This is a genomic window from Roseicyclus salinarum, assembly GCF_029624655.1.
Lineage (GTDB): Bacteria > Pseudomonadota > Alphaproteobacteria > Rhodobacterales > Rhodobacteraceae > Roseibacterium > Roseibacterium salinarum.
Window position 1 is genome coordinate 114,906 of record NZ_JARRSA010000004.1, and the last position, 20,174, is coordinate 135,079.

General features: G+C 69.9%; 20 protein-coding genes. 15 read left to right on the forward strand and 5 right to left on the reverse strand.

Translation table 11 applies throughout. From position 1 onward, the window contains the following. The first annotated feature begins 31 nt into the window (after window positions 1-31). The 4 genes from P6F26_RS03980 to P6F26_RS03995 all read left to right on the forward strand — a co-directional run bounded on the left by P6F26_RS03980 (window position 32) and on the right by P6F26_RS03995 (window position 4,331). A complete protein-coding gene (locus P6F26_RS03980; protein WP_278027349.1) occupies window positions 32-532 on the forward strand; it encodes a peptidylprolyl isomerase in 501 nt (166 codons plus the stop codon). After that, window positions 525-1,109, forward strand: coding sequence for a peptidylprolyl isomerase (locus tag P6F26_RS03985; protein WP_278027350.1), 585 nt, complete (start codon window positions 525-527; stop codon window positions 1,107-1,109). Before P6F26_RS03980 ends, P6F26_RS03985 begins: the two co-directional genes overlap by 8 nt. Before the next feature lie 131 nt (window positions 1,110-1,240). Then, a complete protein-coding gene (locus tag P6F26_RS03990; RefSeq protein WP_278027351.1) occupies window positions 1,241-2,254 on the forward strand; it encodes a DUF3179 domain-containing protein in 1,014 nt (337 codons plus the stop codon). 244 nt (window positions 2,255-2,498) lie between these two features. Further along, entirely contained in the window at window positions 2,499-4,331 is a 1,833-nt protein-coding gene (locus P6F26_RS03995; RefSeq protein ID WP_278027352.1) for an ABC-F family ATP-binding cassette domain-containing protein, read from the forward strand. Here P6F26_RS03995 and P6F26_RS04000 read toward each other — a convergent pair. After that, window positions 4,328-4,768, reverse strand: a complete 441-nt coding sequence (locus P6F26_RS04000) for a DMT family transporter (RefSeq protein WP_278027353.1) — start codon at window positions 4,766-4,768, stop codon at window positions 4,328-4,330. The two genes, P6F26_RS03995 and P6F26_RS04000, sit on opposite strands and share 4 nt — an antisense overlap. Before the next feature lie 14 nt (window positions 4,769-4,782). Next, a complete protein-coding gene (locus P6F26_RS04005) occupies window positions 4,783-5,469 on the reverse strand; it encodes a hypothetical protein (protein WP_278027354.1) in 687 nt (228 codons plus the stop codon). A 114-nt stretch (window positions 5,470-5,583) separates the two neighbouring features. Here P6F26_RS04005 and P6F26_RS04010 point away from each other — a divergent pair, with 114 nt between their 5' ends. Both P6F26_RS04010 and P6F26_RS04015 read left to right on the forward strand, forming a co-directional pair. Next, entirely contained in the window at window positions 5,584-5,985 is a 402-nt protein-coding gene (locus P6F26_RS04010) for a c-type cytochrome (RefSeq protein ID WP_278027355.1), read from the forward strand. Then, complete coding sequence (locus P6F26_RS04015; RefSeq protein WP_278027356.1) at window positions 5,982-6,368, forward strand: c-type cytochrome; 387 nt, start codon at window positions 5,982-5,984, stop codon at window positions 6,366-6,368. Before P6F26_RS04010 ends, P6F26_RS04015 begins: the two co-directional genes overlap by 4 nt. Before the next feature lie 170 nt (window positions 6,369-6,538). On the opposite strand, the gene P6F26_RS04020 is transcribed toward P6F26_RS04015, so the two are convergent. The 3 genes from P6F26_RS04020 to P6F26_RS04030 form a co-directional block, all read right to left on the reverse strand. Next, window positions 6,539-6,871: a GYD domain-containing protein gene (locus P6F26_RS04020; RefSeq protein WP_278027357.1), complete on the reverse strand. Its 333-nt coding sequence runs from the start codon at window positions 6,869-6,871 to the stop codon at window positions 6,539-6,541. 269 nt (window positions 6,872-7,140) lie between these two features. Further along, window positions 7,141-9,102, reverse strand: a complete 1,962-nt coding sequence (gene parE / locus P6F26_RS04025) for a DNA topoisomerase IV subunit B (protein ID WP_278027358.1) — start codon at window positions 9,100-9,102, stop codon at window positions 7,141-7,143. A 184-nt stretch (window positions 9,103-9,286) separates the two neighbouring features. Further along, window positions 9,287-9,778 (reverse strand): Flp family type IVb pilin, encoded by a 492-nt coding sequence (locus P6F26_RS04030; RefSeq protein WP_278027359.1) that lies wholly within the window; start codon window positions 9,776-9,778, stop codon window positions 9,287-9,289. A 242-nt stretch (window positions 9,779-10,020) separates the two neighbouring features. Here P6F26_RS04030 and P6F26_RS04035 point away from each other — a divergent pair, with 242 nt between their 5' ends. The 9 genes from P6F26_RS04035 (at window position 10,021) to P6F26_RS04075 (ending at window position 20,170) form a co-directional block, all read left to right on the forward strand. Next, window positions 10,021-10,689 (forward strand): DUF1007 family protein, encoded by a 669-nt coding sequence (locus P6F26_RS04035; protein WP_278027360.1) that lies wholly within the window; start codon window positions 10,021-10,023, stop codon window positions 10,687-10,689. Then, complete coding sequence (locus P6F26_RS04040) at window positions 10,689-11,594, forward strand: nickel/cobalt transporter (RefSeq protein ID WP_278027361.1); 906 nt, start codon at window positions 10,689-10,691, stop codon at window positions 11,592-11,594. The genes P6F26_RS04035 and P6F26_RS04040 overlap by 1 nt, the downstream gene beginning before the upstream one ends. Before the next feature lie 83 nt (window positions 11,595-11,677). Then, entirely contained in the window at window positions 11,678-13,048 is a 1,371-nt protein-coding gene (locus P6F26_RS04045; RefSeq protein ID WP_278027362.1) for an MATE family efflux transporter, read from the forward strand. 80 nt (window positions 13,049-13,128) lie between these two features. After that, window positions 13,129-13,725, forward strand: a complete 597-nt coding sequence (locus P6F26_RS04050) for a 5-aminolevulic acid synthase (RefSeq protein WP_278027363.1) — start codon at window positions 13,129-13,131, stop codon at window positions 13,723-13,725. 221 nt (window positions 13,726-13,946) lie between these two features. Beyond that, window positions 13,947-15,170: a 5-aminolevulinate synthase gene (gene hemA / locus P6F26_RS04055; RefSeq protein WP_278027364.1), complete on the forward strand. Its 1,224-nt coding sequence runs from the start codon at window positions 13,947-13,949 to the stop codon at window positions 15,168-15,170. A 158-nt stretch (window positions 15,171-15,328) separates the two neighbouring features. Beyond that, a complete protein-coding gene (locus tag P6F26_RS04060; RefSeq protein WP_278027365.1) occupies window positions 15,329-16,576 on the forward strand; it encodes a RodZ domain-containing protein in 1,248 nt (415 codons plus the stop codon). A 110-nt stretch (window positions 16,577-16,686) separates the two neighbouring features. Beyond that, the gene (ispG, locus tag P6F26_RS04065) at window positions 16,687-17,817 is read left to right on the forward strand and encodes a flavodoxin-dependent (E)-4-hydroxy-3-methylbut-2-enyl-diphosphate synthase (RefSeq protein WP_278027366.1); all 1,131 of its coding nucleotides are present in this window, start codon (window positions 16,687-16,689) and stop codon (window positions 17,815-17,817) included. Between the two features lie 215 nt (window positions 17,818-18,032). Then, entirely contained in the window at window positions 18,033-19,445 is a 1,413-nt protein-coding gene (locus tag P6F26_RS04070) for an FAD-binding oxidoreductase (protein ID WP_278027367.1), read from the forward strand. Then, entirely contained in the window at window positions 19,442-20,170 is a 729-nt protein-coding gene (locus P6F26_RS04075; protein ID WP_278027368.1) for a VIT1/CCC1 transporter family protein, read from the forward strand. Before P6F26_RS04070 ends, P6F26_RS04075 begins: the two co-directional genes overlap by 4 nt. Window positions 20,171-20,174 lie beyond the last annotated feature (4 nt).

Sequence of the window (20,174 nt, forward strand, 5' to 3'; positions counted from 1 at the left end):
GCATCGTCACACAACGCGAAAGAGAAGAAAAATGGCCGATATCAAGGACCCGGAGAACACCATCCTGATCGAACTCAAGGGCGGCACCGTCGTGATCGAGCTTCTGCCCGACGTGGCGCCCGCACACAGCGCGCGGATGAAGGAACTCGCGCGCGAGGGCGCCTATGACGGCGTGATCTTCCACCGCGTGATCGAGGGCTTCATGGCCCAGACTGGCGACGTGGAACATGGCGTGGAGGGCGGCAACATGCGCCGCGCGGGCACCGGCGGTTCCTCGAAGCCCGACCTGCCGGCCGAGTTCTCCCGGCTGCCGCACGACCGCGGCACCCTCGGCGCGGCGCGGTCGCAGAACCCCAACTCGGCCAACAGCCAGTTCTTCATCAACTTCTCCGACAACCATTTCCTGAACGGCCAGTACACCGTCTACGGTCGCGTGATCGAAGGGATGGAGCATGTCGACGCCATCACGCGGGGCGAGCCGCCCGCCAATCCCGACAAGATGATCTCGGTCAAGGTGGCCGCCGATGCATAGGCTCGCCGCCGCGGTCTGCCTGCTCGCCGCGCCCGCCTTCGCCACCGGCCTCGAGATCGAGGTGGACGGCGACGCGCAGGGCACCATCGTGATCGACCTCTTCGAGGAGACGGCCCCCCTGCACGTCGAGCGGATCACCACGCTCGCCGCCGAGGGCGCCTATGACGACATCGTCTTCCACCGGGTGATCGACGGCTTCATGGCGCAGACGGGCGACGTGGAGTTCGGCGCCCTCGGGCAGGACATGCGCTATGCCGGGCGTGGCGGGTCGCGATATCCGGACCTTCCGGCCGAGTTCTCGAACATTCCCTTCGAGCGCGGCATCGTCGGCATGGCCCGCGCCCAGAGTCCCGACAGCGCCAACTCGCAGTTCTTCATCATGTTCGCGCCCGCACCGCCCCTGAACGGCCAGTACACTGTCGTGGGCGAGGTCGTCGCGGGGATGGACGTCGTCGATCTCATCAAGCGCGGCCGCGGTCGCAACGGCGCGGTGATCGGTGAGCCCGACCGGATGGTCGGACTGCGCGTGCTGGAGGAGGACCCCGCACCGCCCCAGGAGACGGGGAACGACGGCTGAGACGGGCCGCGGCCTCGCGGCGTGGCGACGCTTGCATGAACGATTGCGTGAAGGGGGCCGCTGCGCCCCCTTTTTCGTGGCAGACTGTCAGCAGCCACCGTGCCCGCACCCACATCCGCAGGAGCCCGCCCATGCCCCGCCGTCTTGCCGCAACATTCCCGCTCGCCTTCGTCCTCCTCCTCGCCGGGCAGGCCCCGGCCCAGTCCCCGCCTGCCTTCGCGCAATGGCCCGACACCGACTTCGCGAGCGCCACGGTCGATCTCTCCGAGATCGTCTCGGGCGGGGTGGGGCGCGACGGCATTCCGGCCATCGACGACCCCGACTTCGTGCCGGCGGCCGAGGAGGATGCGCTCGAGCCGCGCGAACCGGTCATGACCCTCGCGCTCGACGGGGTCCCGGCACGGGCCTACCCGCTGCGATACCTCACCTGGCACGAGATCGTGAACGACGAGGTCGCAGGCATTCCCGTCGCCGTGACCTTCTGCCCGCTCTGCAACACCGCGCTCGTCTTCGACCGCCGCGTAGCGGGCGAGGTCCTGACCTTCGGCGTCTCGGGCAACCTGCGCCATTCGGACATGATCATGTTCGACCGCCAGACCGAGAGCTGGTGGCAGCAGGCGGTGGGCGAGGGGATCGTCGGCCATTTCGCGGGCGCGCGCCTCGAGCCGCTCGTATCCTGGGTCGAAAGCTGGGAAAGCTTTCGCCGCAGCCATCCCGGCGGGCTCGTCATGGCCGAGCCGGACAGCGCCAGACCCTACGGACGCAACCCGTATGTCGGATATGACAGCGCCTCCGCGCCGTTCCTCTATTTCGGAGAGATGCCGCCCCACGGCATGGACCCGGTAGCGCGGGTCGTGCGCGTGGGCGCGCGGGCCTGGCCGCTCGCGCGGCTCGCGGAGGCCGGCGAGATCCGCGAGGCGGGCCTTACGATCACCTGGCAGGCCGGAGCGGCCTCCGCCCTCGATGCCGCGCGTATCGCGGAAGGCCGGGACGTGGGCCAGATCAGGGTGCGCGACGGGACCGGCGCGGATGTCCTGCACGACGTGATGTTCGCCTTCGCCTTCCACGCCTTCTGGCCAGAGGGCACCTGGATGCTCGGCGGCCAGGCGGCCGGATGCCTCGACGGCTGCGCCGCCGACCCGTGAAGCCGCGCCTCGGGACCTGAAGGCCCATCGGCGCGGCTTTCGCCTCCGGCGGGAGTTTTTTCGCAAGGATGAAGGAGGAACGCGGGAAGCTCTTCATCCTTGCACGAAAACTCCGGGGGAGCCGGCGCAAGCCGGCGGGGGCAGGGCCCCCGGCATCGCGTGTCCCCCTGGCGAGAGGCCCGCCTTGGGCGCGCCCAGCATGCTTGCCATTGACGCCCCCGCACCGTGCCAATACCTCCCGGCCATGGCGAACGCACCCATCCTTCAGCTGTCCGGTCTCACCCTGTCCTTCGGCGGCGATCCCGTGTTCGAGGGGCTCGACCTTGTCGTGCATCCTGGCGACAGGCTGGCGCTGGTTGGGCGGAACGGATCGGGCAAATCGACCCTGATGAAGGTCATGGGCGGACTGGTGGAGCCCGATGCGGGGGAACGCGTCCTGCCCGACGGCACGCGCGTGGGATACCTCGAGCAGGATCCCGATTTCTCTGGCTACGCGACGCTGGGTGATTTCGCCACCGCCGCGCTCGACCCTTCGGAGCGGTGGCGTGTCGAGGCCGCGGCGGAAGGGCTCGATCTCGATCTCGGGAAGCAGACCGGCACTGCGTCGGGCGGGGAGAAGCGGCGCGCGGCGCTGGCCCGCCTTCTGGCGGAGGCGCCCGACCTGATGCTGCTCGACGAGCCCACGAACCACCTCGACATCACGGCGATCCAGTGGCTGGAGGCGGAGCTGTCGCGCACGCGCGTGGCTTTCATCGTGATCTCCCACGACCGTGCGTTCCTGAGGCGTCTGGCGCGCGCGACGCTCTGGCTCGACCGCGGCGTCGTCCGCCGCATGGAGAAAGGCTTCGAGCATTTCGAGGAATGGCGCGACAGGATCTGGGAAGAGGAAGACCAGGCGCGCCACAAGCTCGACCGCAGGATCAAGGCCGAGGCGCGGTGGGCCGTGGAGGGCATAAGCGCGCGGCGCAAGCGCAACCAGGGGCGTGTGCGCGAGCTTGCGAACCTGCGCGCGGAGCGCGCCGGGATGATCGCGCGCAGCGGCGCGGCCGCGCTGGCGCTCGAGGCAGGGACCACGAGCGGAAAGCGCGTCATCGAGGCGAAGGGGATCTCGAAGGCCTATGGCGGCAGGACCATCGTGGCGCCGTTCGACCTGCGGGTGCTGCGCGGCGACCGCGTCGCATTCGTCGGGCCGAACGGCGCGGGCAAGACGACGCTCCTGCGGATGCTGACGGGCGAGGTGCCGCCCGACACGGGCAGCGTGCAGCTTGGCACGGGACTGGAGATCGCGGTCTTCGACCAGGCCCGCGCGGCGCTCGACCCCGAAGCGACGCTGTGGGAAAGTCTCACGAGCGATCCGGTCGTGGGCCTGAGCGGCCGGTCGGACCAGATCATGGTGCGCGGCACGCCGAAGCATGTCGTCGGATACCTGAAGGAATTCCTGTTCGACGAGGCGCAGGCGCGTGCGCCCGTGCGCTCCCTTTCGGGAGGCGAGAAGGCGCGGCTTCTGCTCGCGCGGATCATGGCGAAGCCCTCGAACCTCCTGGTCCTCGACGAGCCGACGAACGATCTCGATGTCGAGACGCTGGATCTTCTGCAAGATGTCCTCGGGGCCTATGACGGCACCGTCCTTCTGGTCAGCCATGACCGGGATTTCCTGGACCGGATCGCGACCGTGACGGTCGCGCTGGAGGGCGCGGGGCGCACGGTCGCCTATGCCGGCGGCTGGAGCGACATGCAGGCGCAGCGCGCGGCCGGTGCGGGCGGGACCGCGTCGCCCGCGAAGCCGGAGGTCCGCCCCGCGGCGCGCAAGCCCCAGCCGCAAGGCGCACCCGGAAAGTCCGCGAGGGCGGGCGGCCTTAGCTTCACGGAGGCGCACAGGCTCGAGGCGCTGCCGGCCGAGATCGACCGGCTCGAGGCCGAGATCGCGAAACTGGCCGAATTTCTCTCGGATCCCGAGGTCTATGCGTCCGCGCCGGCCAAGGCCGAGAAAGCGAGCGCGGCGCTGGCCGAGCGGCAGGCGCGCCTGGGCGCCGCCGAGGAGGAGTGGCTGAGGCTCGAGGACAAGGCGGCGGGCTAGCGCGGGGCGAGCTGGGTGAGCGCGACGCCGAGGCCCATCAGCCCGATTCCCGCCAGCCGAAGCGCGGAGACCTGCGCGACCTGCGCCCCGAACAGGCCGAAGTGGTCGATCGCCGCGGCAGACACGAGCTGCCCCAGCAGCACCAGGAAGACCGCGTTCCCGACGCCGAACGTGGGCGCGATCCAGGTGATCGAAAGGACGTAGAAGGCCACCAGAAGCCCCGCCAGGAACAGGTGCGCGGGCTGGCCCGCAAGTCCCCGGAGCGAGGCGGGGCCGGTGAACAGAAGCGTCGCGCCGGCGGCGAGAAAGGCCACGACGAACAGCACCGTCGCGGCCGCGGCGGGCGATCCCAGGTTGGCGCCCAGCCGGGCGTTGAGAGCGGCCAGAAGCGGAATGCCGATGCCGGCGGCGAACATGACGAGGGCCTGCGCGGCCATGGGTCTTCCTTTCTTCATGAACAGACGCCGCCAAGCTCGGCGCCCTCCCAGGGCAGGACCTCGGAAAGCTCGTCGGCGCGGGACTGCAGCGGCGTGACCGGCATGACCTGGCCGATCAGCGCCTCGAGGCGGGTGGTGCGCGCTCCGGTCGGATCGACCGCCCGGCAGCAGACGTATTCCTCCACCAGCGAGGCCTGCACCTCGTATCCGTAGTCGAGAAAGCGCCGGGTTTCGTGCGGATCGAAGAGGTAGGGGTCCTCGATCCGAACGTGCTCCGCGAAGGCGCGCGCGGGGTGATAGCCCGTCGTTTCGCGGTTCTGCCATTGCCAGACATGCGTCATCTCGTGGGCGAAGAACATCGCCGCGGCAAGGCTGCGCCGCCCGTCGCGCCCGGCGACGTAGTCGTCCAGCCAGAAGCCGGGCCGCACGTGCATCGTGTCGAAAAGCACGATCCCGGCGGTGCGCGTCTCGATGAAGCCGTCTTCGGGCGGCGGCCAGATGCGTTCGCGGCAGGCAGTCCGGGGCCGGGCCGGATAGCGGCGCGTTCCGAGGCCGATCAGAGGGTTCTCGACGATGCGCACGGCGCCGGCGTCGAAGGTCTCGCCCTTGAGGTCGGCCATGTAGGCGGCCTCGGCCTGCGTCAGCGGACGACCGCACGCGGCGAGCGAAAGGCAGAGCGTCAGGAGGAGAGCGAGGCGCATGGCGCGTAGGATGGCGGGATTCCCGCCGCCTTGAAAGCCCCCCGGCGCGGTTTGACCCGGATCAATGCGCCCGACGCGATGCGGGCGGAGGATGGTCGCGAAGGAGGACGACCGATGCGCATGACCATCCCGATCTCCTGCGTCGTGGCCCTTGGCCTTGCCGCGCCAGCCGCCGCGCAGGACGCCCGCGCGGGGGCGGTCCTCTATGCCGATTTCTGCGCGGTCTGCCATGGGCGCGACCTGCGGGGCGATGGGCCTTTGGCCGGCGCGCTGGCGGTGCGGCCGCCGGACCTGACGACGCTTGCAGGCGACGGCGAATTTCCGGTGCTGGAGGTCGCGCGCCAGATCGACGGGCGCAGCGGGATCCTGGCGCATGGCGGGGAGATGCCGCTTTTCGGGCGCTACTTTGAGGGGCGGGGTCCCCATGTCGCGTTGCAGGGGCCCGCCGGCCAACCGGTCCTTCTCAGCCAGCCCGTCGCCGACCTGATCGCATACCTTATGGAGGAACAGTCTTGAGACACCTGATCGCCGCGGTGGCCATGGCCGCCGCGCTGCCTGCCGCCGCGCAGGACGCCGCCCGCGGAGAGCGCCTGTTCGCCGAGCATTGCGCGGTCTGCCACGGGCTGGGTCTTCGCGGCGACGGGCCGATGGCGGAGATCCTCCTGATCCCGCCGCCCGACCTCACCCGCATCGCCGAGCGGCACGACGGCTTTCCCCGCGTCGGCATCGCCCGGACGATCGACGGGCGCGCGCCGATGGTCAGCCACGGCTCGGACATGCCGATCTACGGCTACGTGTTCAGAGAGATGAGCCGCGTCCTCCACGACGGGTCGCAGACGGTCGTGACCGCGCCCGAGGTGGTGGACCTCGTGGCCTATCTGGAGAGCGTGCAGGAATAGACGGCCGGGCGCGAGCGCCGGTCGGACGGTCATTCGACAGAACCTTGGATGCCGCTCTGCCGCCTCCGCGGCGCGGTCGGGGCCTCTGGCACATGCGCGTGGCACCCCCCGCACGCCATGTCCCCTCAAGGCGACGGGCCGGCGTGTGACAGGCCGGCCCGCCGGTCTGCTCACGATCCGGGGGCCTTGTAGCTCGCGGCGATCTTGGCGGCCTTTTCCGCGACGCCCTCGAATTCCTCGGGGCTCCAGGCGCGCATCGTCTGAAAGCTGTCGGCCACGCCCGAGGCTGCAATGGCCATGTTGACGGCCATGGAATCCGCCCCGTCAGGCATCTCGGCGATGGCGAGGACGTCGTGGCTTCCGGTGGTCATGTACATGTCCTTGAGCGTGCCGCCCGCCGCCTCGATAAGCGCGCCGATGGCCTTCCGGCGGCCCTTGGCGCCGGACATGAGCCCCTTCACGCCCTCGCGGGTGTAGCAGGCCTGAACGATGAATGTCGGCATCTTCCGATCCTCCCTAACGGTTTCAGCCGCTCGGCAGGGGATCGCCTGGATGCCTGGCTCAGGGGCGGGGAACTCTGGGGAACCCTCGGGGCGGAGCCTATCCCAGAGGGGGGATTCGGGCAATCGGCGGGGGGGGCACGGCGGCGCGGAACCCAGGGCCGGAACAGTGGCGACGCCGCCGGCCCTGCGGCTGCCGCGCCCTGGCGAGGCTTGGGGCGCGTGCCGCCCTTCAGACGGCAGCAGACCCCCGTCTTGCCGCTCCGCTCGCTTCAGACATCCAGTTCCTCCACGAACCGCGCGTTTTCCTGGATGTACTGGAACCGCAGTTCGGGTTTCTTGCCCATCAGCCGCTCCACGAGGTCGCCGGTCTCGCCCGGCACCTCGTCGTCCACCGACACCCGGATCAGCTTTCGCGAGGCGGGGTCCATCGTGGTTTCCTTGAGATCCTTGGCGTCCATCTCGCCGAGACCCTTGAAGCGGGAGACGTCGATCTTGCCCTTGCCGCCGAGGCCCTTGCGGAACCACGCGTCCTTCTCGGCCTCGTCCAGGCAGTAGACGCGCCGCGCCCCTTGCGTCAGGCGGAACAGGGGCGGGCAGGCGAGGTAAAGGTGGCCGCGGTCGATCAGGGGCTGCATCTGGCTGAAGAAGAACGTCATCAGGAGCGAGGCGATATGCGCGCCGTCGACGTCGGCGTCGGTCATGATGATGATCTTGTCGTAGCGCAGGTCCTCGATGTTGAACCGCGTGCCCATGCCGACCCCGAGGGCCTGGCAGAGGTCGGAAATCTCGGCATTCTGGCCGAGCTTGGACGAGGCGGCGCCCAGCACGTTCAGGATCTTGCCGCGAAGGGGCAGAAGCGCCTGCGTCTTGCGGTCGCGCGCCATCTTGGCCGAGCCGCCCGCGCTGTCGCCCTCGACGATGAACAGCTCGGTCCCGTCGCGCGCAGATTGCGAGCAATCGACCAGCTTGCCGGGCAGGCGCAGCTTCTTGGTGGCGGTCTTGCGCGCCGTCTCCTTCTCGGCGCGGCGGCGCAGGCGTTCCTCGGCGCGCAGCACGAGGAAGTCTAGGATGGACCCCGCCGCCTTGGTGTTGTTGGCCAGCCAGTTGTCGAAATGGTCGCGCACCGCGCCCTCGACCATCCGCGCGGCCTCGGTCGTGGCGAGGCGGTCCTTTGTCTGGCCGACGAATTCGGGCTCGGCGATGAAGCATGACACCAGCGCGCAGCCGCCCCCGGTGAGGTCCTCGCGCGTGATGTTTCCCGCCTTGCGGTTGCCCACCAGCTCGCCATATGCGCGGACGCCCTTGAGGATCGCGGCCCAGAAGCCCGCCTCGTGCGTGCCACCCTCGGGCGTGGGCACGGTGTTGCAGTAGGACTGGATGAAGCCGTCGCGCGAGGGGGTCCACGTGATCGCCCATTCGACCGAGCCGGGGGCGTTGAAGCGGGACTGGAACTCGACCCGGCCCGCGAAGGGCGCGTCGGTGTAGGTGGCCGAGCCGCCGATCGTCTCCGACAGGTAGTCCGAGAGGCCGCCGGGGAAGTGGAACGTGGCCTCGGCGGGCGTCTCGCCGTCGTCGATGGCCGATTTCCAGCGGATCTCGACACCCGAGAAAAGGTAGGCCTTGGAGCGCACCATCTTGATCAGGCGCGCGGGCTTGAAGCGGTGCGAGCCGAAGATCTGCTCGTCGGCGTGGAAGGTGACGGTGGTGCCGCGCCGGTTGCTGACCGCCCCCTCCGAGCGCACCGGACCCTGCGGGATCCCGCGCGAGAATTCCTGCACGAAAAGCTCGCGGTTGCGCGCGACCTCGACCCGGACATGGTCCGAAAGCGCGTTGACGACCGACACGCCGACGCCGTGCAGGCCGCCGCTGGTCTGGTATGCCTTGCCCGAGAACTTGCCCCCCGCATGGAGCGTGCAGAGGATCACCTCGAGCGCGGACTTGTCGGGAAACTTCGGGTGCGGGTCGATGGGGATGCCGCGCCCGTTGTCGCGCACCGACACCGAATGATCCGCGTGAAGCTCGACTTCGATGCGGCTGGCGTAACCCGCCACCGCCTCGTCCATCGAGTTGTCGAGAACTTCGGCGACGAGGTGGTGCAGCGCCCGCTCGTCGGTGCCGCCGATATACATGCCGGGACGCTTGCGGACGGGCTCCAGCCCTTCCAGCACCTCGATCGAAGAGGCGTCGTAGCCCTCGGGCGTATCGTGTCCGGACAGGAGGTCGTCGGCCATGGCGCTGCTCTATATTGTGGCGATTTCGCGCGAATATGGCAGGTTTGGTTGTGTGGGGAAAGGGCGCCGTGGCGGTCGGCAGGGCAGGTGCGACGCTTTCAGCGGGGGCGCGCGCTCCGATGTCGCGTTGCGCGGCGGGTCTTGCGCCGGACAAGCCCTGGCCGGGGCGCCGGACTTCGGGCGTCTAGCGCATCTCGGCGGGGGCGGGCGCGCTGATGTAGGGCGTGCTTCCGTCGAAACCGAAGTAGTAGTTGAGGACGGCGTCGTCGATGATGTTGCGCTGGTAGGCCACCGAGGCGACGGCATAGAGGTCGATCAGCTGCTGCTCGGTGATCGTGCCGTCCTGCAGCGCGATGATCCCGGCCTCGATCTGGTTGATCACGTCCTGATTCATCTTCTCGTTCGCCGAGGTGAACAGCTGCTCCGCACCCGCCTCCGTGACCATGCCCGTCGCGTAAAGCGGCTCGAAGTGGGCGGAGGTGAAGCCGATGAAGCTGTCGTTCAGCTGCCGGGTCCTGAGCTCGTCGTCGATCCGCGAGGTGAGGACGTCGATTCCCCCCGTGAGGACGGCCGTGGCGGCGATCGCCATGCCGACCGCTCCGGCGGCGACGACGGTGTAATCCACTGTGATTGCACCGTTTTCATCGCGCAGGTATTTCTGGACACTCGGAAACACGAACACATCCTCTCACATCGGCCGCGGGATCTCCTGATGATGGGGGACTTCGGCCGAATTATGGCGAATTGCACTCCGTGCGCTGAACAATCGCGGAAGGTACGGTAAACGACGCGGCCGAAAGCGTCGCGTTTCGGAACCAATCGCGATGCGGCGATTTCCTGCCGTCCGAGGTCCGGGGACGGGCAGGGCGCGCCGTGGCGCTTGCGCGCGCCGGGCCTTCTTCCCTATAGCGCATGGTCATGCGCAAGCTGCGAAACACTCCGATCCTTCCGGCCCTTGCCGCGCTTGGCGCGCTTGCCGCCGCGTCGCCGCTGGCCTCCCATCCCCACATCTTCATCGATGCCGGCGTGACGCTGTCGCTGGACGAGGCGGGCCGCATCGAGGCCGTGGAGGTGACGTGGCGCTATGACGAGCTGTATTCGCTGATCCTCTTGCAGGATTACGGGCTGGACGAGGATTTCGACACCAACCTGACCGAGGCCGAAATCGCCGCGACGCTGGGGTTCGACCTCAACTGGAACGGCGGTTTCGAGGGCGGGCTGCACCTGTTCCGGGGGGGCGCGCCCCTTGCGATCGGCGCGCCCGAGGCCGTTTCGCTGACGCTTCTGCCGGACGGGCGGCTGCAGACCGTGCATCGGCGGGCCGTCTCGGGCGATCCCGGCGGCGACGTGCCGGCCGAGGCGCGGATCTACGACGCGGACTTCTACATCGCCTTCGAGGCGACGCTTCCCTCGGGGGTGGCGGGCGGCGACTGCGCGCCCGAACTGGTCCGTGCCGATCTCGACGCGGCCTATGCGGCGCTCGAGGCCGAGATCGCCTCGATCGGTGGCGCCGTGGCGGCCGAGGACAACTTTCCGCCCGTGGGCGCGCTTTTCGCCGACAGCCTGGTCTTCTCATGCGGCCGCTGATGTCGCTTGCGATTCTTGCCGGCCTCGGCGCGGTCGCGGTGTTCTGGATCTCGGGCGCGGACCGCGTGGTCTGGGCCTGGTCGCTCGAGGGGCAGCGCGCCGCGCAGGGCGGGATGGCGGGCGCGATCCGAAGCCTGCGGGCAGGCGATCTGGCCGCGCTGCTCCCCCTGCTGGGCGTGTGCTTCACCTACGGCTTCTTCCACGCCGCGGGTCCGGGGCACGGCAAGCTCCTCATCGGAGGCTACGGCGCGGCGCGCGAGGTCGGTGCGTGGCGTCTTTCGGCCGTCGCGCTGGCGTCCAGCCTCGGGCAGGGGCTTACGGCGGTGGCGCTGGTGGCGGCAGGCCTCTGGCTGGTGGGCTGGAGCCGTGAGCGCATGACGGACATGGCCGACCGCCTGCTGCAGCCGCTCGGCTTCGCGGCGATCGCGGCCATCGGCCTGTGGCTCGTCCTGCGCGGCGTGCGGGGCGTCGCGTCGCGGCCCGGGCCGGCGGGTCATCACCACGCCGACCACCGCCACGACGGCGCCTGCGGGTCGGACGGGGGCTGCGGACACGCGCACGCGCCCGATCCGGCCACGGTCGCGGCGGCCACCGGCTGGCGCGAGCTTGCCGCCCTGATCGCGGCGGTCGCGGTGCGGCCCTGCACCGGAGCGCTTTTCCTGCTGATCCTGACGGCGCAGATGGGCCTGTTCGCGTGGGGTGTCCTCGGGACCTTCGCGATGGCGCTCGGCACGGCCTCGGTCACGGTGGTCGTGGCGCTCGGGGCGGTGGGGGTGCGGCGGGGCGTGCTTGGCGGGCTGGCGCGGGGCGGCGAGCGCCTGGCGCGGGTGCAGGCCGCGCTTCAGGTCGTCGTCGGGCTTGGCGTGGCGGGGATCGCCGGGGGGCTCGCGCTCGCCTCGGTCTGAGCCGCGCCGCGCAGCCCTGGGGGCATCCGGCGCGCCCGGCGACAAGCCTTGCGGCGGGTGGCGCGCGCGACTAGAGCGCCGTCATGACCCTCACCCAGCACATACGCGCCACGCTTCGCATCGGCGTGCCGCTGATCGGCGGACAGCTGGCGCAGATCCTCATCCAGCTGACCGATACCGTGATGATGGGCTGGTATGGCGTCGAGGAACTGGCGGCCGTCGCGCTCGGGGCGTCCTACTTCCACGTCATCCTGATCCTCGGGATGGGCTTCGCGCTGGCCGTCATGCCGATGGTCGCGGCCGCCGCGAGCAACGATGACGCCGTTCAGGTGCGGCGCGTGACCCGGATGGGTCTCTGGCTCGGGATCGCCTTCGGCCTCCTGATCCTGCCCGTGTTCTGGTTTTCGGGCGCGATCTTGCTGGCGGCGCGGCAGGTGCCGCAGGTGGCGCAGGACGCCCAGACCTACCTGCGCATCGCGGGCCTCGCGATCCTGCCCGGCGTCCTCGCGCTGGTGCTGCGCTCGCACCTCTCGGCGCTGGAGCGTCCGCGCGTCGTCCTCTGGGCGTGGCTTGGCGGCGCGGTCCTGAACGCAGGGCTGAACTGGGTCCTGATCTTCGGCAACCTCGGCGCGCCGGAGCTTGGCATCACCGGCGCGGCGCTCGCCTCGCTCGGGACGAACTGGCTCATCTTCGGGGTCTTGGCGGTCTTCGCGGCGCGGGCGCGGGGTCTGTCGGAGTACACGCTTTTCGCCCGCTTCTGGCGGCCCGACCGCGAAGCCTTCGTTTCGGTCTTCCGCCTTGGCTGGCCGATCGCGCTGACACTGCTGGCGGAATCGGGGCTGTTCGTCGCCACGATGCTGATGATGGGATGGATCGGGACGACCGAGCTCGCGGCCAACGGCATCGCGCTTCAGATCATCTCGGTGACATTCATGGTGCATGTCGGCCTCAGCTCGGCCGCGACGGTGCGCGCGGGCCGGGCCTGGGGACGGGCGGACCGGCCGAACCTGCGCCTTGCCGCCGTCGCGGCCCTCGGGCTTTCGGCGGCGATGGTGGCGCTGACGATCGCGCTTCTGGTGGGGTTCCCCGAACCGCTCGTCGGTCTTTTCCTGGACCCCGGCGATCCGCTTCGCCCGGCGATCGTGACGCTGGGCGCGCAGCTTCTGTTCGTGGCGGCCTTCTTCCAGCTCGCCGATGCGGCCCAGGTCATGGCGTTGGGGCTCCTGCGCGGGGTGCAGGACACTCGGATGCCGATGGTCTACGCCATCGTCAGCTACTGGCTGGTGGGAATGCCGTTGGCCTACGTGCTCGGTTTCACCCTTGGGCTCGGTGCGCCGGGTATCTGGTGGGGCCTCGTGGCGGGGCTTGGCCTCGCGGGCGGGTCGATGATCGCGCGGTTCTGGACCGGCGCGGTGCGCGGCGCAGGCCCGGAGGCAGGGCGCGCGGCATCGTGAACGGCCGGCGCCGCCGGCCCGGTTGCCTGCCGTCGCAAGGCCCGTTAAGCCGGGTCCACCCCGACACCCCGGAGATCGTGATGCGTCCGTTCCCTTTCGCCCCCGTCGTCGCTCCTGTGGCCGTTCTGATGGCAGCCCTGGTGGCCGCGCCGGCCGTGTCGCAGGACCTTCCCTCGATGCGGGACGCAAGCGCCCTCGTCTTTGCCGAGGACGGCGCGGTGGAATGGGAGGTCATCCCCGATCCTGCGCTGAGCGAGGCGGACCTCGCCACGCTCGACCAGATCAACCGGGTGCAGCCGCAGCCCTATTACGCCGCGCTTGCCATCGCGCCAGACGCGGGCCTCGCCTCGGAGATGACGGCGCTCGCGGCCAACTACCATGACGAGGCCAACGCCCGCACCGCCGCGCTCGACGCCTGCGAGGCGCGCCGCGACGAGCAGGGCGCACCCTGTATCGTGGCGCTCGTCATCCGCCCCGAAGGCTGGGAGCCGGGCCGCCCGCTGCAACTCTCGAGCCAGGCCACGGCCGCGCTTCGCGACGAATACCGGGCGCTGCCCCGGCGCAACCGGGCGATGGCGATCTCGCCCTCCACCGGCCAATGGGCCGTGGGAGAGGGGCGGCCGGCCGCCATAGAGGCCTGCGGCGCGCCCGATTGCGTCGTCGTGGTCGAGGGCTGACGGCGGGCCTCGCCCGTGTGGCCGGCGGGCCTTGACCCATGTCAATGACCGGTTCGCGTCAATTTGTACCTTGGTCTCGTCGGCCGGTGCGGACTATGTGCGAGGGACCGGGCCCGAGAGAGCTTCGCGCAGGAGATCCGCGCGAAGAGGCACGGTACGAAAAGCCAGCGTCTTGCCTGGCCTGAGGGTGCAAGCCCCGGCCTAAGGAAGGGAGATCGCCAGTGGACTACGACAGCGCGCTTTGCGGCGCCATCGATCGACTGCATCAGGAGGGCCGTTACCGGACCTTCATCGACATCGAACGCCGTCGCGGCCAGTTTCCGCACGCCGTGTGGAAGAAGCCGGACGGAACCGAGCAGGACATCACCGTCTGGTGCGGCAACGACTACCTGGGCATGGGCCAGCATCCCGTCGTGCTCGAGGCGATGCACGAGGCGCTCGAGGCGACCGGCGCAGGTTCGGGCGGGACGCGCAACATCTCGGGGACGACGGTCTACCACAAGCGGCTCGAGGCCGAGCTTGCCGATCTGCACGGCAAGGAGGCGGCGCTGGTCTTCACGTCGGCCTACATCGCCAACGACGCCACGCTTTCGACGCTGCCGAAGCTGTTTCCGGGCCTGATCATCTACTCGGACGAACTCAACCACGCCTCGATGATCGAAGGCATCCGCCGCAACGGCGGCGCCAAGCGCGTCTTCCGCCACAACGACATGGCGCACCTGCGCGCGCTGCTAGAGACCGACGATCCGTCCGCGCCCAAGCTGATCGCGTTCGAATCGATCTACTCGATGGACGGCGACTTCGGCCCGATCGCCGAGGTCGTGGCGTTGGCCGAGGAATTCGGTGCGCTGACCTACCTCGACGAGGTTCACGCGGTCGGCATGTACGGCGCGCGCGGCGCCGGCGTGGCCGAGCGCGACGGCCTGATGGACCGGATCGACATCATCAACGGGACGCTCGGCAAGGCCTTCGGCGTCATGGGCGGCTACATCGCGGCCTCGGCGCGCATGTGCGACGCCGTGCGCTCCTACGCGCCGGGTTTCATCTTCACCACATCGATTCCTCCCGTGGTCGCCGCGGGCGCCGCGGCGAGCGTGCGCCACCTCAAGGGCGACCAGGCGCTCCGCGACCTGCATCAGGAGCGGGCGCGGGTCCTGAAGGCGCGGCTGAAGGGGCTGGGCCTGCCGATCGTCGATCACGGCAGCCACATCGTGCCGGTGATCGTAGGCGACCCGATCCACACCAAGGTCATCTCGGACATGCTGCTCGCCGATCATGGCGTCTACGTGCAGCCGATCAACTTCCCCACCGTTCCCCGCGGGACCGAGCGCCTGCGCTTCACGCCCTCGCCGGTGCACGACCCGAAGATGATCGATGGTCTGGTGCGGGCGATGGACGCGCTGTGGAGCCACTGTGCGCTGAATCGCGCCGAGCTTGCGGGTTAACTCTTTCTGCAGGTGCACCACGCCCCGTCGCGTGTTAATCCACTTCAAACCGCGATCCGACTTGGGAATCGGTCGCGGTGGGGGTAACATTTCGAACAAGCCGGGCTGCCATCCGCAACATATGGAGGGCGCACCGGCGTTGCGACGGGACATGCCACATGGGCCAGGGTGACGGCCACCAGTGGGGGACAGACGAAGACCGCGCCGGTGACGGGGCGGCCTTCACAGGCTCGTCCGCCGCATTCGACGGCTACGACATGCTGGACGTCCCCCTCGGCGACCTGATGCGTGGAGAGCGTGCGACCCTGGGCAAGTCGCTTCTGGACGTCGAGCGCGAATTGCGCATCCGGGCCACCTACATCGCCGCGATCGAGAACGGCGATGTCGGGGCCTTCCAGAGCCCCGGCTTCATCGCGGGCTACGTCCGCTCCTATGCGCGCTACCTCGGGATGGAGCCCGAATGGACCTTCCGCCGCTTCTGCGACGAGACGGGGTTCCGCGGCGTCCATGGCGGAAGCGCGACCCAGTCGCGTCCGCGCAGGAGCGAGGCCCAGCCCGTGCCCCTGCGGGTCGATCCCAACGACGTGATGCGCCGCGCCCCGGTGATGCTTGCCCCCGAACGCGAGCCGTTCCTGTCGCGCCTCGAACCGGGCGCGCTCGGCTCCATGGCGGTGCTGCTCGTTCTTGCGCTCGGCATCGGCTACGGTGCCTGGGCGGTTCTTCAGGACATCCAGCGGCTTTCCATCGCGCCCGTCGACGAGGCGCCTGCGCCGCTCGCGCAGCTCGATCCTCTGTCCGGCGCGACGGGCGGCAGCCCCGACATCGGGCAGGGTTTCGACATCGCGCTGCCGGGTCCCGAGGATGGCGGGCGGCTGCGGCGGCCCGAACCTCTCGACACGCCGGTGCTCGCGCCACGCGACGAGGCGCTGGCGACGCTCGATCCCGACGAGGTCGGCACGCTTTCCGGCCTGCGGACTGCCGAACTGCGCGCCGGGACGGACACCGACGAGGCGCGCGCCGGCGTGCCCGAGCAGGGCCCCGGCCCGGTCCGCGTCACGGAGGCCTCGCTCGAGGACGAGGTCCTCGTCTTCGCGGTGCGCCCGACATGGGTTCGAATCACCTCCGCGTCCGGCACGACGCTGTTCGAGGGAACGCTGAACGCGGGCGACAGCTGGACGCTGCCCGAGACGGAAGAGGCGCCGCGCCTGCGGTCGGGCAATTCCGGCTCGCTCTACTTCGCGGTGAACGGCGTGACGCTCGGCCCGGCGGGCCAGGGCGCCTCGATCGTGCGCGACGTCGAGGTGTCGGCCGACGCGCTCAGCGCCACCTATCCCATGGCCGACGCGGGCTCGGACCCCGACCTGCCGCAGGTGGCCGAACTGGTTCTGGGCGCCGACACGCAATAGCGGACGATGGCCTGCGTCACGTCCCGGCAGGGCCTGCGCGGGGCGTTGTCCGCCGCCGCGGACGGGTCTATCCTTGCCGCCAAGACGAACCGCAGCCCGGAAGGCCAGACATGTCGCACAACCCCATCCGTCCCTGGCGGAACATCGAGCGCCGCCGGAGCCGCAAGATCCATGTCGGATCCGTCGCCGTCGGCGGCGACGCGCCGATCAGCGTTCAGACCATGACGAACACGCTGACGACGGACGTGAAGGCGACGATCGCGCAGGTGCAGGCCTGCGCCGAGGCGGGGGCCGACATCGTGCGGGTCTCGGTGCCGGACGAGGCCTCGTCGAAGGCGCTGAAGGAGATCGTGCGCGAAAGCCCGGTGCCGATCGTCGCGGACATCCACTTCCACTACAAGCGCGCCATCGAAAGCGCCGAGGCCGGCGCGGGCTGCCTGAGGATCAACCCCGGCAATATCGGCGACGAGACCCGCGTGAAGGAGGTCATCCGCGCGGCGCGCGACCACGGCTGCTCGATCCGGATCGGCGTAAACGCGGGCTCGCTGGAGCGTCACCTCCTCGAGAAATACGGCGAACCCTGTCCCGAGGCGATGATCGAGAGCGGCCTCGACCACATCCGCATCCTCCAGGACAACGATTTCTTCGAGTTCAAGATCTCCTGCAAGGCCTCGGACGTGTTCCTCGCGGCAGCGGCCTACCAGGGGCTCGCCGATGCGACGGACGCTCCGATCCACCTCGGCATCACGGAGGCGGGCGGCCTTACGTCGGGCACGATCAAGTCCGCGATCGGACTGGGAAACCTTCTGTGGATGGGCATCGGGGACACCGTGCGCGTCAGCCTGTCGGCCGACCCGGTCGAGGAGGTAAAGGTGGGCTTCGAGATCCTCAAGTCGCTTGGCCTGCGGCACCGGGGGGTGAACATCATCTCCTGTCCGTCCTGCGCCCGGCAGGGCTTCGACGTGATCAGGACGGTCGAGGCGCTCGAGAAGCGGCTGGAGCACATCAAGACGCCGATGTCGCTGTCGATCATCGGCTGCGTCGTCAACGGCCCCGGCGAGGCACTGATGACCGACGTGGGATTTACCGGGGGCGGCGCGGGGTCGGGGATGGTCTACCTCGCGGGCAAGCAGAGCCACAAGCTGTCCAACGACGAGATGATCGAGCACATCGTCGAGCAGGTGGAGAAGAAGGCCGAGGAGCTGGAAGCGCAGAAGGCCGGAGCCCAGGCGGCGGAATGAGTGCGGGCGGGCTGGTGCGAAGGCGCGGCTGCGCCGCATCGGGCCCCTGTCGCCGCGCAGGCGCGGCTCCGGCGGGGGCGCTGCCCCCGGCGGCGCCGATGGCGCCTCTCCCCCGGAGTTTCCGGCAAGGATGAAGCCCACGAAGGCTGCGTCGTGCGCTTGAGGAACGCCGGGCGTGACGCTAGCTTTCGCGGGCACGAAGGGAGGTTGCCGCCATGGCCCTGATCGCCGATCTGCCGAGAAACGAGGACGGGATCGCGACCGCGCTCGATCTGCTGCGCCAGAGGTTCGGGCCGGACCGGGTCGAGACCGGGCGGACGCTGCGCGAGCAGCACGCGCATACCACGACCTGGCTTCGGACCCAGCCGCCCGATGCGGTCGTGTTCCCCACGACCACGGAGGAGGTGCAGGCGGTGGTCGGCATCTGCGCAGCGCATCGCGTGCCGATCGTGCCGTTTGGCACCGGCAGCTCGCTCGAGGGGCACGTCAATGCGCCGGCGGGGGGGGTGAGCCTCGATTTCTCGAGGATGGACAGGATCCTCGCCGTGCATCCCGAGGACATGGACGTCGTCGTCGAGCCCGGCGTGACGCGCAAGGCGCTGAAGACGCATCTGCGCGACACGGGCCTTTTCTTTCCGGTCGATCCCGGCGCGGACGCCTCGCTGGGTGGGATGGCGGCGACGCGGGCCTCGGGGACGAACGCGGTGCGCTACGGGACGATGAAGGACAACGTGCTTGCGCTGAAGGCGGTGTTGCCGTCGGGCGAGGTGCTGAAGACGGGCGCGCGGGCGCGCAAGAGTTCCGCCGGCTACGACCTGACGCGGCTGATGGTCGGCTCGGAGGGGACGCTGGGGATCATCACGGAGCTGACGCTGAAGCTGCAGGGGATCCCCGAGGCGATTTCGGCCGCGACCTGTTCGTTCGGGTCGGTGGGCGATGCCTGCGCGGCGGTGATCGAGACCATCCAGTACGGGCTGCCGGTCGCGCGGATCGAGCTTCTGGACTCGCTTACGGTCAAGGCGGTGAACGCCTATTCGAAGCTCGACCTGCCCGAGGCGCCGCTTCTTCTGCTGGAGTTCCATGGCACCGGGGCGGGCGTGGCCGAGCAGGCGGAGGCGTTCGGCGACATCGCGGCCGGCTTCGGGGGCGAGGGCTTCGTCTTCTCCACGCGGGAGGAGGAGCGCGGGCGTCTCTGGCAGGCGCGCCACGACGCCTTCTGGGCAAGCCTCGCGCTGAGGCCGGGGGCGAAGGGCATCTCGACGGATGTCTGTGTGCCGGTCTCGCGGCTGGCCGATTGCGTCGTGGCGGCGCAGGAGAAGACGGCCGAGATGGGCTTCGTCGCGCCGGTGGTGGGGCATGTGGGCGACGGCAATTTCCACGTCCTTCTGCTGATCGACATCGGGGACGCGCAGGAGGTGGCGCGCGCCGAGCATTTCGTGGGCTGGCTGAACGAGCTTGCGATCTCGATGGACGGGACGTGCACCGGCGAGCACGGGATCGGGCAGGGCAAGGCGGCCTATCTCGAAGCCGAGCTGGGGCCTGCGGCGATGGAGGTGATGGCGGCGATCAAGCGCGGCATCGACCCCGGCAACATCCTCAATCCGGGCAAGCTGAGGCTTCCGGCATGAGCAGGCAACTCGGACCCGTGGGCGCCGTGCCCGTCTCCGCCCATGTCGAGCCGCATCTGTCAGGACGATCCGGCTGGCTGAGGGCGGCCGTTCTGGGCGCGAATGACGGCATCCTGTCGACCGCATCGCTGATCGTCGGCGTCGCGGCGGGCGGGGGCGACAAGGTTGCGATCCTGCTGGCGGGCGTGGCGGGCCTCGTGGCCGGGGCGATGAGCATGGCGGCGGGGGAATACGTATCGGTCTCGAGCCAGGCCGACGTGGAGCGCGCCGACATCGAACGGGAGACGACGGAGCTGCGGAAAAATCCCGGCGCCGAGCTGGCGGAGCTGCGCCGGATCTACGTCGAACGCGGGCTGGACGAGCCGCTGGCGCAGCAGGTGGCCGAGAAGCTGACCGAGGTAGATGCGCTCGGAGCGCACCTGCGCGACGAGATCGGACTGACCGACCTGTCGCCGCCGCGCCCGCTGCAGGCGGCCCTCGTGTCGGCGGCGACCTTCGCGGCGGGGGCGGCGGTGCCGCTCGTGGTCGGGCTGGCGTCGCCGGGCGACATTCTGGAATGGACCGTGGGCGGCGCGACGCTGGCGGCCCTGGCCGCGCTTGGCGGGCTTGGCGCACATGCGGGCGGCGCGCCGCGCGCGAGGGCGGCCGTGCGCGTTCTGGTGTGGGGCGTGATGGCGATGGCCGCCACGGGCATCATCGGGCGGCTGGTCGGCATGTCGCTTTGATCGC